Genomic DNA, 12647 nt, shown 5'->3' with positions numbered 1-12647 from the left:
ATAATAGTCATGAATTACAGATCAGTTAATGTAATGACTCAGCTAACAGAAAATGTGCGATTCAAGTTGGATTAGTTATCCTAACTATAGTTTACTTGTTAAGACAGAAAAAAACCAATGATTAGCCGTCAGCAATGCAGTCATGAATCCTAAACGTGTCAAGTATAATGATCATAAAGAGTTATCCCCTGAGACTCCTACCTTAGCTGGATGATTCATGCTATAATGACACAGATATGAAAGAAAGGAGAACGGGAATGGCACGAACGAAAAAACGAGGCAGACCAAAGAAAAAGACCCACAAGGTGGCACCTGAACTTACTGGATTTATTCTATTTTTCACCAGCCTGCTGGCGCTTGGATCTTTTGGATTTGTCGGACGATTTATCACTAATGTATTCAGATTATTTGTAGGAGAAACCTATGCTTTTATGGCCATAATATTACTGGCGACCGGACTGTATCTGCTGCTGAAAGGCGAATGGCCAAGTTTCAAAGGTCCACGGACAAGAGGAGCGGCACTGCTCTACGTAGCCTGGCTTGTTTTTAATCACTCGAGATGGGTTCTGCCTGTCATCACTGATTCCACGAACAGTGTAACAGCTACCTGGCAGGCGATCTGGCCTCAGGTCACCAGCAACAGTATAGGTAGGTCAGTCGGAGGCGGAATGATCGGCGCAGTCTTCTTTGGAGCCAGCCATTTCTTATTTGCAATGGCGGGTACTTATATCATGATCGTTGCTCTTGTATTTGTGGGGATCATGACTTTCTTCCAGTTCTCATACAGAAATCTTTTTGAACGAATCAGAAAAGGCTTGAGAGTATTGTTCAACGGGTTGAATAACAGTGTAGGATCAGCCGTTTCTCATGTAAGTGATAGCCGAAAAAAACGCAGGAAGAAACCGAAAACTGCCAGAAAACCTAGGAAATCCAGACAGAAGAAAGAAGAAATTAAGGATCAGCCTGATTTGACAGATAATGTTGAGGAAACTACTCCAATCAACGAGTCAGCTGCATCAGAACATGAACAGACTACCCTTGAAATTGAAGGCTATCAGGAGATACAGGAGAAACTCCAAAGAAAAAACACAGATTCTCATCCTCCTTCAGAACCGGAAGATGGACAGGACGATGGCCCGGTGGAGTTTGAAATTGGAGAAGAGGAAAATGAAGCCTACAAACTTCCTCCGGTTACCTTACTGAATCAGATCGAAGCAATCGATCAGTCTGACGAATACACGATCATTCAGAAAAACGTCAAGAAGCTGGAAGAGACCTTTGAAAGTTTCGGGGTGAAAGCTAAAGTTACTAAAGCCAACCTTGGTCCGGCAGTAACGAAATATGAGATACAACCTGCAACGGGTGTGAAAGTAAGCAAAATTGTCGGGTTGTCAGACGATCTTGCGCTGGCACTTGCTGCTAAGGACATACGAATGGAAGCGCCGATTCCAGGAAAAGCGGTGATTGGTATTGAAGTTCCGAACTCTGAAGTCAGTACCGTATCGTTCAGAGACATTATAGAAGGACAGGTCAAGAATAAGGATAAACTCCTTGAAGTCCCATTAGGTAGGGATATAGCAGGAAACGTTGCTATGGCCGATCTGGCTAAAATGCCACACCTTCTGGTAGCTGGAGCAACGGGATCAGGTAAGTCGGTTGCAATCAACGGAGTAATTACGAGTCTCCTGCTTAAAGCTAAACCAAATGAACTTAAACTGATGATGATCGACCCGAAAATGGTTGAATTGAATGTCTATAATGGCATTCCGCATCTTCTGACACCGGTCGTGACGAATCCTAAGAAGGCTGCAGTTGCCCTTCAGAAAGTCGTTCAGGAAATGGAAAGACGATACGAATTATTTGCCGCAAGTGGGTCAAGAAACATGGAAGGCTACAATGCTTTTGTCAAACGTAAGAACGAAGAGAATAACGAAGGACTGCTGCCGCTGCCTTTTATCGTTGTGATCGTAGATGAGCTGGCAGACTTGATGATGGTGGCTTCCAATGAAGTTGAGGATTCAATTATCAGATTGGCCCAGATGGCACGAGCTGCAGGGATCCATATGATCCTGGCGACTCAGCGTCCGAGTGTGGACGTTATAACCGGAATAATCAAAGCCAATGTGCCGTCACGGATCGCGTTCGCCGTATCAAGTGGCACGGATTCCCGGACGATTCTTGACAGCAACGGGGCTGAGAAACTTCTGGGACGTGGAGACATGCTCTTCCAGCCGATGGGCGCCAATAAGGCGAACAGGGTACAGGGAGCCTTCATATCCGATGAGGAAGTCGAAGCTGTTGTAAGCTTCGTCAAGGACCAGCAGGAAGCGAATTATGTAGAAGAGATGATTCCAAAGGATGAGCCTCAAAAAAATACGGCTGACTCTGAAGACGATTTATATGACGAAGCTGTGTCGCTTGTAATAGAAATGCAAACTGCAAGCATATCACTGCTTCAGCGAAGGTTTAGAATTGGATATAACAGAGCTGCACGTATGGTGGATGAAATGGAAATGAATGGAATCGTCGGGCCTTCCGAAGGATCGAAACCCAGAGAAGTACTGGTATCAGGTGAACCTGCCGAAACACCTTCAGAACCTGTTGACCAGATAAGTTAAATGAAACCTCAATATGAAAGTTTTTTAATTATATTAGACATCAAATTCTAACTTTCCTTTTTGCTACGGGAGTGTTACTATAACCTTGAAAGGAGAGAGTGTTAGCGGAATCATTTGACGTGCCTATTAAATTCAAATGAGAAGCAGGTGCTCTTTTCTAAGGTGTAAAAAAATTTTAGGGGGAAACAATTGTGACAATGCTTAAATTGAGAACATTGCTGGCTTTAGGTACATCTGCTTTCGTACTGGCTGCCTGCCAGGGTCAGGATGCTGGAGACACAACTGACACGATTCAGGATGATACTGAGGATACTACTGAAGATACTAGTGAAGAAACTGCGGATAACGGAGAAGATACAGAAGATATCGACTTCCGAATCGCTATGATTACTGATGAAGGTGGAGTTGACGACCGTTCATTCAACCAGTCCGCTTGGGAAGGTATGAAACAATGGGCTGACAATCTTGGATTAAGCGATGATCACATTGCTTACTACCAGTCAAATGACTCCTCTGATTTTGTTCCTAACTTGAATCAGGCTAATGCTGATGGTTACGACATTATTTACGGAATCGGATTTATGCTTCTTGACGCTGTCAACGATGTAGCTGATCAGAACCCTGACCAGTACTTCGGAATTGTCGATGACATTTCTGATCGTGACAACGTTGTGTCTCTAACTTTCCGTGACCATGAAGCGGCATTCCTTGCAGGAGTTGCAGCTGCTCAGACAACTGAAACAGGACGCGTCGGATTCATCGGGGGAATTGCGTCTCCAGTTATCGACCGTTTCGAAACAGGATTTACTGAAGGTGTTGCTTACGTAGATGATAGCATCGAAGTAGATGTGCAGTACGCTGAATCATTCTCAGACGCTGGTGTAGGACAACAGATCGCTGCTGGTATGTATGCAAATGGAGCAGATGTTATCTACCACGCTGCAGGAGCAGTTGGTAACGGTGTATTCACAGAAGCACGTAACCGTCTTGAATCAGATCCTGATTCTGAAATCTGGGTAATCGGTGTAGACCGTGACCAGGAAGAAGAAGGAAACTGGGATGGTGGAAACTTCACTCTGACATCAACACTTAAAGGTGTAGGTTCTGCAATTGAAATGTCTGCCAACCAGACAATTGAAGAAGGATTCCCAGGTGGAGAAAATATTGCTTACGGTATAGAAGAAGGAGGAGTTGACGTGACACGCGGAAACATGTCAGATGATGCATGGGCTGCTGTTGAAGAGGCACGTCAGGCTATCCTTGATGGAGAAATCGAAGTAACTGAATTCTCTGATTCTGAATAACAGATAAACGATTTTTAAACGAACTTGAATAGGCACAAGTGAATAGGTAAAGCGCTAGTCAACAGGCTGGCGCTTTTTATCTTCATTACCGAGTCCGACAGTTCGTTATTTAGTTAAGAAAATTATTACTAATTGTTTATCTGTGTTCAATTTACGAGGGTGTAAAAGTAAGGTATAATAAATAACTGTTAATATTAATTAAATGGAAGCGAAGGAGGGATCGGTTATGTCACAGACTAATAAGGTCATTGAAATGAAAGGCATTACAAAAGAGTTTGGAAATTTCAGAGCGAATGACAATATTCATCTGGACCTGAATAAGGGGGAAATCCACGCTCTGCTCGGAGAAAATGGTGCCGGAAAATCTACATTGATGAATATATTGTCTGGGTTACTGGAACCGACAGAAGGTGAAATTTGGGTGAAGGGTAATAAAGTTAACATCTCCTCACCGGATATAGCGAATCAGCTGGGTATTGGAATGGTGCATCAGCACTTTATGCTTGTAGATAAGTTTACGGTTACTGAAAATATTATGCTGGGTAAAGAAAAACACAGGTTTGGATTTATGGATCAGGATTCTGCAGAAAAGGAAGTACAGGAACTTTCTGATCGCTACGGACTTCGTGTGGATCCTAGAGCACGCATATCTGACATTTCAGTAGGTATGCAGCAGCGTGCTGAGATTCTGAAAACTTTGTATCGTGGTGCTGATATCCTTATTTTCGATGAACCGACTGGAGTACTGACACCTCAGGAGATCGAGGAACTCATGGAAATCATGGATTCTCTTGTAAAAGAAGGCAAGTCGATCATTCTGATTACTCACAAACTAGAGGAGATCAAGCAGGTAGCCGATCGCTGTACCGTCATCAGACGCGGAAAGAGTATCGATACTGTAGACGTAGCCTCGACCTCACAGCAGGAACTGGCTGATATGATGGTCGGACGTTCAGTATCGTTCAAAGTAGACAAGAAACCGGCAGCACCTAAAGGGCCAGTTCTGGAAATCAATAATCTGACAGTCAAGGAAGCTCGTGGGTATGATGCAGTTAAAGCCATCGATCTTGAAGTTAGGGCAGGTGAAGTGCTTGGGATAGCAGGAGTTGACGGAAATGGACAGTCCGAGCTTATGCAGGCGATTACTGGACTGACTAAGGTCGACTCCGGAACAATCAAACTGGACGGCAAGGATATCACAAACAAGAAACCACGCAAGATCACTGAGACTGGACTGGGACACATTCCGGAAGACAGACAACGTTATGGACTGGTTCTTCCAATGAAGCTGGAAGAGAATATGGCCCTTCAGACCTATTATCAGAAACCATTCAGCAAGCATGGATTCCTTAATCATAAAGAAATCAAAGAACATGCCAAGCGTCTGATCGAAGAATTTGACGTGCGTACGCCAAGTGAAGAGCATTCAGCTGCTTCTCTTTCAGGAGGTAACCAGCAGAAAGCTATCATCGCACGTGAAATTTACCGTGATCCTGAGCTGCTAATTGCAGCACAGCCGACTCGTGGACTTGACGTAGGAGCGATCGAGTATATTCACAAACGTCTGATCGAACAGCGTGATAACGGTAAAGGGGTTCTGCTCATGAGCTATGAACTGGACGAGGTCATGAATGTTTCTGACCGTATCGCTGTTATGTATGATGGAAATGTCATCGCCGTTGTCAATGCAGATGAAACTAATGAAAAAGAACTGGGTCTCTTGATGGCAGGTGTCTCACTAGAGAAGGCACATGAACAAGTGGCTGAGTCAAATGGAAAGGAGAAGGAGACCGTTGCTGACACAAAATAATAATCGCTTGAATAACTTAATGGTTCCGATCCTGTCCATCATTCTGGGAATTATTTTTGGGGCATTATTGATGCTTTTATTCGGATATAATCCACTAACTGCTTATCAGGCTATGCTTGAGGGCGTGTTTACAAGTCCATATTTCTTCGGAGAGGCGTTGAGACAGGCTACCATTCTGACTTTTACTGGGCTTGGGTTTGCGATTGCGTTTCAAGCCGGATTCTTCAACATAGGGATTGCAGGACAGCTGCTTGTCGGTTGGGTAAGTGCAATCTGGGTGGCATTGACCTTACCGGATCTTCCTAGAATTGTCCTGGTGACCTTAAGTCTTTTAGTAGGAATCGTTGCCGGAGCTATCTGGGCAGGTATCGCCGGAGCCTTACGTGCATATTTTGGAACAAGTGAAGTTGTCGTGACAATCATGCTTAACTACACAGCCCTCCACGTAACGAACTATCTGATCAGAAATGTTCTTTCTACAGGAAATACAACTGAACGTGTAGGTGAAAACGCAAGCCTGCGCATAGACTGGCTGACAAACTTGACAGCCGGATCTCGTCTGAATGTCGGATTCTTTATCGCTATCATAGTCGTTGCCCTTTACTGGGTATTCATGACGCAGACAACTGCCGGATTTGAAGTGAGAGCTGTTGGTCTGAATCCACATGCATCAAGCTATGCCGGAATGAGCGCAGCTAAGAACATTATTTTATCCATGGTCCTCAGTGGGGCACTTGCTGGACTAGGTGGAGCTATTCACGGTCTGGGAACTTTCGGAAACATCTTTACACAAAGTGGACTTCCTCACGTCGGCTTCAACGGAATAGCAGTAGCACTTCTGGGACTGGGTAATCCAGTCGGTATTTTCTTCTCATCCATTCTCTTCGGAGTACTGGATGTCGGAGCTGGTTTCCTGCCAAACCGTGCGGGTGTTCCGGATGAAATGGCAAGTATCGTTATTGCCGCGATTATATTCTTTGTAGGGGCTAACTACCTGATCCGTCTGATCATGGGTAAACTGCAGTCAAATAAACAAGCGACAGAAGGAGGAGAATAGGCATGGACATTATACAGCTACTGCAACTTATTGTATCCAGTTCTTTAATGTTTGCCGCTCCCTTGATTTTAACAGCACTTGGAGGGACCTTCTCTGAGCGTGGTGGAGTAGTAAACATCGGACTTGAGGGCATCATGGTTATGGGTGCTTTCATGTCAGCTATTTTTAACATTCAATTTTTCGGTACTTTCGGTAATATGACTCCCTGGGTCGGACTTCTAGCCGGCGGGGTCATTGGTCTTCTATTCTCAATTCTTCATGCTGTAGCGACGATCAACTTGAGAGCAGATCATATCGTTTCAGGTACAGTAATCAATCTGGCTGCTCCAGCACTTGCGGTCTTCCTGACTCGTGCCATTTTCGGTGCAGCTCAGACCGGTCCGCTTCCAAGAGCATTCGGTCGATCAAACATCTTCCTGCTGCACCGTATTCCAGTTATCGGGCCGATTTTTTTCCGTAATACTTCCGGACCGGCCTATCTTGGAATCATCATTGCAGTGATTGCATGGTTCATCTTATTCAAGACTCGTTTCGGACTTCGTCTACGTTCTGTAGGTGAACACCCGCACGCAGCTGAAACACTGGGGATCAAAGTGTACACTATGAAATATGCCGGCGTACTGATTTCTGGTTTCTTAGGCGGAATGGGTGGAGCAATTCAGGCACAGGCGATTCATAATGAATTTGGTATCTTAACTGTTGCCGGTCAAGGATTTATCGCGATGGCAGCTATGATTTTCGGTAAGTGGAATCCACTTGGAGCTATGGGAGCAGCTATATTCTTCGGTTTTGCTCAAAGCCTGGCTCGTATCGGAAACCATATTCCAATTATTCAGGATATTCCTAATATCTGGCTGCAAGTTCTTCCGTTCCTTCTGACAATCCTAGTTCTTGTTGGTGTTGTCGGACGCGCAGAAGCACCAGCAGCAATCGGTAAAACATATATTAAATCTAAATAACCGGTTAAACGACAGAAGCCCGGAATCTTCAGGTTACATACTGAGGATTCCGGGCTTTTATTATTTCTTTTCAATTGCCAGTAGGAAGGGCGGCGAGTTTTTCTGATTAATGAAAGCATACTGCAGCACGTCATAGGACTTCTGCGGAAGGGATTGAGCAAAGGACAGGACCGCTTCTTTCTCTTCAGCACCGCCCTCATGGCCGTAGTAGATCATGATCAGGATAAGACCACCCGGTTTTAAAAGCGGCAGCACTTTACTCAGTGATTCGATCGTTGTATCAGGTGAAGTGACGATCGATTTGTCTCCTTTTGGTAGATAACCGAGATTGTAGACAGCTGCTGCAATCGAAGACTCCTTTATTGAAAATGAATCGACTAGTTCATGGCCGGCTTCTATCAATTGAACACGCTGATTTAGGTCAGCCTCAATCAATCTATTTTTGGTAGCGGAAATGGCATCCCTCTGTATATCAAACCCGATTACCGTGCCTTCAGGGCCGACAATTTTTGCCAGCAGAAGCGTATCGTTGCCGTTACCAACTGTGGCATCAATGACAGTGTCTCCTTCTTCAACAGACTGGTAGAGTAAGGTGTGAGTGAATTTTAATGCTGATTGTAACATGAAACAAACCTCCATAAGTATAAATTCTAATGAATGATCAAGGATCACTCTATACAAAAATGCTTTTCTGATTGTTGATACAAGCAACTTATACAGTATATTACAATAGTATAACAAAGTAAAAATCGTCATAGATATTATTTCTCTTCTGTCCGACTAAATGTATAATATAGGGACGATAACTTTTTCCAAAAAAGAGGAGGAAATTTAATGACAAAACACATCTCAATGCCTCTTGCCCCTGAAAATATAAAGGGGATCAGAAAATCAGTTGCATTTTCATCAAGTCTATTAGCAGGCGTTGTAGCCCTAGGTTCCTTAACACAATCAGTTGAAGCACAGGAAATCGATAAGGATCAGGCTTTTCTTCAAAATCTATATGAACAGTATACAGCTTTAGAACTTTCAAATGAAGATTCTTCCCAAGCTTCTTTAGAACAGGACGATGAGTCAGATAATGACTCTTCAGAAGCAACACCCGTATCAGACGAAGAAACAGATTACATAAAGGCCCAGCTGACAAGAATGATTGAACTGGCTGGAGGAGAAAGTGTTCTTGAACAATTGGACTCAGAACATTTGACTACTGAGCAGCTGGACTCGATCTTCAATGCACTGATCGAAAAGCAGCTGAATGACATTCAGGATAGTGAAGAGACAGTACATGAGAATGACATAAGTGAAGCAGTTTCATTAGCTGCGGAATCCTTAACAGAAAGCGATGACTCGGTGGCTGACACAGCAGAAGAGCCAGCTCTGTTGACTGCTGCAGCTGCAGATGATTCAACTGAACAGGATGAATTATCTGAAACTACTGAAGAAGCAGGTGGAAAACTTGCTGCTGAGGATTTATCTGAAAGTACCGTTCAGGACCAGGATTCCGAGTCTCCGGCTGAAACTGTAGCAGAAGAGGCGGAAGTAGAAAATCCGGTATTAGAGACTCCAGTAACTGACAAACTAGAACCAGAGACTTCTAAAACCGAAACACCAAAAACTGAAGCACCGAAGACTAATTTAAAAGAAACAGCTCCTGCACCTAAAGTCGAGGAACCAAAAGCAGCAGCACCTAAAACCGAAACGAAGCAGGCCACTCCTGCACCTGAAGAAGCGATCGTATATGTCGTCAAGTCCGGCGACACGCTGAACCGTATTGCTCAGACATATAATACGACAACTGCTAAGCTCGCCAGTCTGAATAATCTGACTAACATCAACCTTCTGTCTGTGGGACAAGTTCTAGCCATCAATGAAGCAGGGGTTGCCCAGGCGAAGAACAGTCAGCCGTCAAATTCATCTAATCCTGGGAACCTGCATCAGACAAACACGCCTGCACCAGAAACAGCGATTGTATATGTCGTCAAGTCCGGCGACACGCTGAACCGTATTGCTCAGACATATAATACGACAACTGCTAAGCTCGCCAGTCTGAATAATCTGACTAACATCAACCGTCTGTCTGTGGGACAAGTTCTAGCCATCAATGAAGCAGGGGTTGCCCAGGCGAAGAGCAGTCAGCCGTCAAATTCATCTAATCCTGGGAACCTGCATCAGACAAACACGCCTGCAGCATTTATCAATCAGATTGCTGGATTTGCTCAGGAGATTGCATCTAAAAATGGCTTGTATGCGTCTGTCATGATAGCCCAGGCCAGTCTTGAATCAGGCTTTGGACGAAGCAGCCTGTCTGCACCGCCGAACCACAATCTATTTGGAATTAAAGGAAGCTACAATGGTCAGTCAGTAGCCATGCAGACGAGAGAATATTATTCACATACTGGATGGATCACGATAACCGATTACTTCAAAAAGTATCCGAGTTATGTAGAATCACTGCAGGACTATGCACGTCTGCTAAGAAACGGGACGAGCTGGAATCCACAGTTCTATTCCGGGACATGGGTCGAAAGAACAAACAGCTATCGTGATGCAACGGCATGGCTGCAGGGAAGGTATGCAACGGATCCGACTTATGCGAATAAGTTGAACAATCTGATCCAGCTTTATGATCTGACACGATTTGATGTACCAGTCTCTGGAGGCAACAGACCTACGCCTGTACCATCCAATCCGGCTCCGTCCAATCCTTCAAATCCATTTAAGGAAACGACGACTTATACTGTCGTTAGAGGAGATACGTTAAGCAAAATCGCACGTGACTTTAAAACGACGGTTCAGGCTTTGAAGACAGCGAATAATCTGAGCAGTGACTTGATTTTCGTGAATCAGAAACTGACCGTGCCTAAACTTGAAACAGCGCAACCTGCGCCAGAACAGCCAAAAGAAGAAGCGAAACCAGATACCTCCAAGCTTGAAGAGTCCGGTAACCAGGGTGAAACACCAGCTCCTGATGCGAGCAGACCGGAAACTGGAAGTGAAATCTATACGGTTGTAAGGGGAGATACCTTAACCAAGATTGCCCGAGAATTCAGTACGACAGTTCAGGCGATCAGAGAAACAAACAATTTAAGTGGAGATCTGATTTTCATCAATCAGCGTTTGACGATACCGGGTAAAGCAGCAGAAACTGTACCAGTGACTCCGCCAGTCAGTCAGCCTGATACTCAGAGCAAGTCTGTTACGGTCCAAAGAGGAGACACGCTGTCTCAACTGGCCCGTACACATAATACAACTGTCGCTACTTTGAAATCTGCGAACAAGCTCCTGTCAGATACCATTTATGTCGGTCAGGTTCTGCTTGTACCAGGAACATCTGGACAGGGAGAAAGCACTGTACCTGCACCGAGTCCGGATGCTGCGGTTCCCGAAAAAGGTACTACATCATATACGGTTAAATCTGGAGATACACTATCAGGAATAGCCAGAACGTACAAGACAACTGTCGCTCAGCTTAGAACGTTGAATAAGCTGAACAGTGATCTAATCAGAATAGGTCAGCAGCTGCTGGTTCCATCTGATGATACACCGACTGTGCCAGCACCTCAGCAGCCTGAGAAACCGACTGCGGCGACTACTTATACAGTCGTAAGCGGTGATACATTGAGTAGAATCGCAAGAGATCACCAGACGACTGTCTCACGCCTGATGTCTGACAACAAGCTGACCAGTGACCGTATTTTTGTCGGACAGCGTCTGACTGTCAACGGGACAGCTCAGGATCAGAACACTCGTCCAGAGAACCAGACCAGTCCGTCACCTGCTGTAAGTGACTATGTCGTCAAGGCAGGAGATACGTTAAGTCAGATTGCCCGCACACACGGCACTACGGTGAGTGCACTGAGCCAGCTTAACAGTCTGACTGATACTAACCGTCTGTCAGTTGGTCAGGTCCTCAAGGTAAGTGGCACACAGCAGTCACAACCTGTGACTCAGACACCTGCTGCACCTGTTCAGGATAATGATAAGACAGTCAGCACAATTTATACGGTAAAATCGGGAGATACCTTAAGTGGCATTGCCCGTCAGTTCAAGACGACCGTTGCTCAGTTAAGAGAATGGAATGCGATTGAAAACGCAGACCGCCTATCTGTCGGTCAGAAACTGACGATTAAAGGCTCAACTGACTCTACTGTACCAAGTGCACCTGCGCCAACCTCGCCTGCTGGAAATCAGAATCAGGGAGGCACGTACACGGTAAAAGCTGGAGATACACTCTCACACATTGCTCGAGAGTTCCAGACCACAGTGACTCAGTTACGTGAGCTGAACAATCTGATTAATGCGGACCGCATCTTTGTCGGCCAGACCTTGCGTACTGGAGGATCAACTTCTGTCAGCACGCCAACTGTTCCGACACCAGCGCCAGCAAATAATCAGTCCAGACCTAATGACCGCTCCTATGTGATTAAGGCAGGTGACACCCTTTCAGCTATAGCGAGAGATCAGAACGTGACGATCAGACAGCTGAGAGAGTGGAACAACCTGACGAGTGACATTATTTTCGTTGGTCAGACATTAGTTGTGCGCGGTGAGCAGACAAGCGAGACGGCTCCTCAGCCCACTCAGTCAGTCCATACTGTTTCTGCTGGAGAAACATTGTCTCATATTGCAAGAGAGTACAAACTGACTGTAAGGGAACTGAAAGAAATGAACAATCTAAGTACAGACCTTATCTTTGTCAATCAGCAATTGAAGACAGCCAAGTAACATGTACCCCTTTTCACGGGCCGAAAAAGCCCCTGTGAAAAGGGGTTTTTAAATATTGTTTTAAATATTATGTTATATATTTTGTTGCTAAATGATAGAGCTTACTATATAATGAAAGCGACATCTTCTTTAATCATTTCCGAAGCATTTATCATCCTTTTAAAGAAGGTG

At 44.8% G+C, this 12647-nt stretch carries 7 protein-coding genes; 6 read left to right on the top strand and 1 reads right to left on the bottom strand.

Translation table 11 applies throughout. From position 1 onward, the window contains the following. Nucleotides 1-257: 257 nt before the first annotated feature. From ACYQ2O_RS00740 to ACYQ2O_RS00720, 5 genes are all read left to right on the top strand, one after another. Nucleotides 258-2618 (top strand): FtsK/SpoIIIE family DNA translocase, encoded by a 2361-nt coding sequence (locus ACYQ2O_RS00740; protein ID WP_346025554.1) that lies wholly within the window; start codon nt 258-260, stop codon nt 2616-2618. Nucleotides 2619-2815: 197 nt separating this feature from the next. Then, on the top strand, nt 2816-3922 hold the full coding sequence (locus ACYQ2O_RS00735; protein WP_346025582.1) for a BMP family lipoprotein: 1107 nt from the start codon (nt 2816-2818) through the stop codon (nt 3920-3922). Between the two features lie 226 nt (nt 3923-4148). Continuing rightward, the gene (locus tag ACYQ2O_RS00730; protein WP_346025553.1) at nt 4149-5732 is read left to right on the top strand and encodes an ABC transporter ATP-binding protein; all 1584 of its coding nucleotides are present in this window, start codon (nt 4149-4151) and stop codon (nt 5730-5732) included. Further along, nucleotides 5719-6789, top strand: coding sequence for an ABC transporter permease (locus ACYQ2O_RS00725; RefSeq protein WP_428830634.1), 1071 nt, complete (start codon nt 5719-5721; stop codon nt 6787-6789). The genes ACYQ2O_RS00730 and ACYQ2O_RS00725 overlap by 14 nt, the downstream gene beginning before the upstream one ends. Nucleotides 6790-6791: 2 nt before the next feature. Next, nucleotides 6792-7748: an ABC transporter permease gene (locus ACYQ2O_RS00720; RefSeq protein ID WP_346025551.1), complete on the top strand. Its 957-nt coding sequence runs from the start codon at nt 6792-6794 to the stop codon at nt 7746-7748. A gap of 60 nt (nt 7749-7808) precedes the next feature. On the opposite strand, the gene ACYQ2O_RS00715 is transcribed toward ACYQ2O_RS00720, so the two are convergent. After that, entirely contained in the window at nt 7809-8372 is a 564-nt protein-coding gene (locus ACYQ2O_RS00715; protein WP_346025550.1) for a tRNA 5-(aminomethyl)-2-thiouridylate-methyltransferase MnmM, read from the bottom strand. A gap of 210 nt (nt 8373-8582) precedes the next feature. Between ACYQ2O_RS00715 and ACYQ2O_RS00710 the strand changes: the two genes are divergently transcribed. Next, complete coding sequence (locus tag ACYQ2O_RS00710) at nt 8583-12476, top strand: LysM peptidoglycan-binding domain-containing protein (RefSeq protein ID WP_346025549.1); 3894 nt, start codon at nt 8583-8585, stop codon at nt 12474-12476. Nucleotides 12477-12647: the final 171 nt, after the last annotated feature.

It is taken from the genome of Alkalibacterium sp. m-11 (assembly GCF_054658155.1).
Note: the sequence above shows the minus strand (reverse complement) of the source record. Positions and strands in the feature narration are given on the sequence as shown.

Coding starts and splice junctions, on each gene's coding strand:
- ACYQ2O_RS00740 (WP_346025554.1), top strand. CDS start 258: ATGGCACGAACGAAAAAACGAGGCAGACCAAAGAAAAAGACCCACAAG.
- ACYQ2O_RS00735 (WP_346025582.1), top strand. CDS start 2,816: ATGCTTAAATTGAGAACATTGCTGGCTTTAGGTACATCTGCTTTCGTA.
- ACYQ2O_RS00730 (WP_346025553.1), top strand. CDS start 4,149: ATGTCACAGACTAATAAGGTCATTGAAATGAAAGGCATTACAAAAGAG.
- ACYQ2O_RS00720 (WP_346025551.1), top strand. CDS start 6,792: ATGGACATTATACAGCTACTGCAACTTATTGTATCCAGTTCTTTAATG.
- ACYQ2O_RS00715 (WP_346025550.1), bottom strand. CDS start 8,372: ATGTTACAATCAGCATTAAAATTCACTCACACCTTACTCTACCAGTCT.
- ACYQ2O_RS00710 (WP_346025549.1), top strand. CDS start 8,583: ATGACAAAACACATCTCAATGCCTCTTGCCCCTGAAAATATAAAGGGG.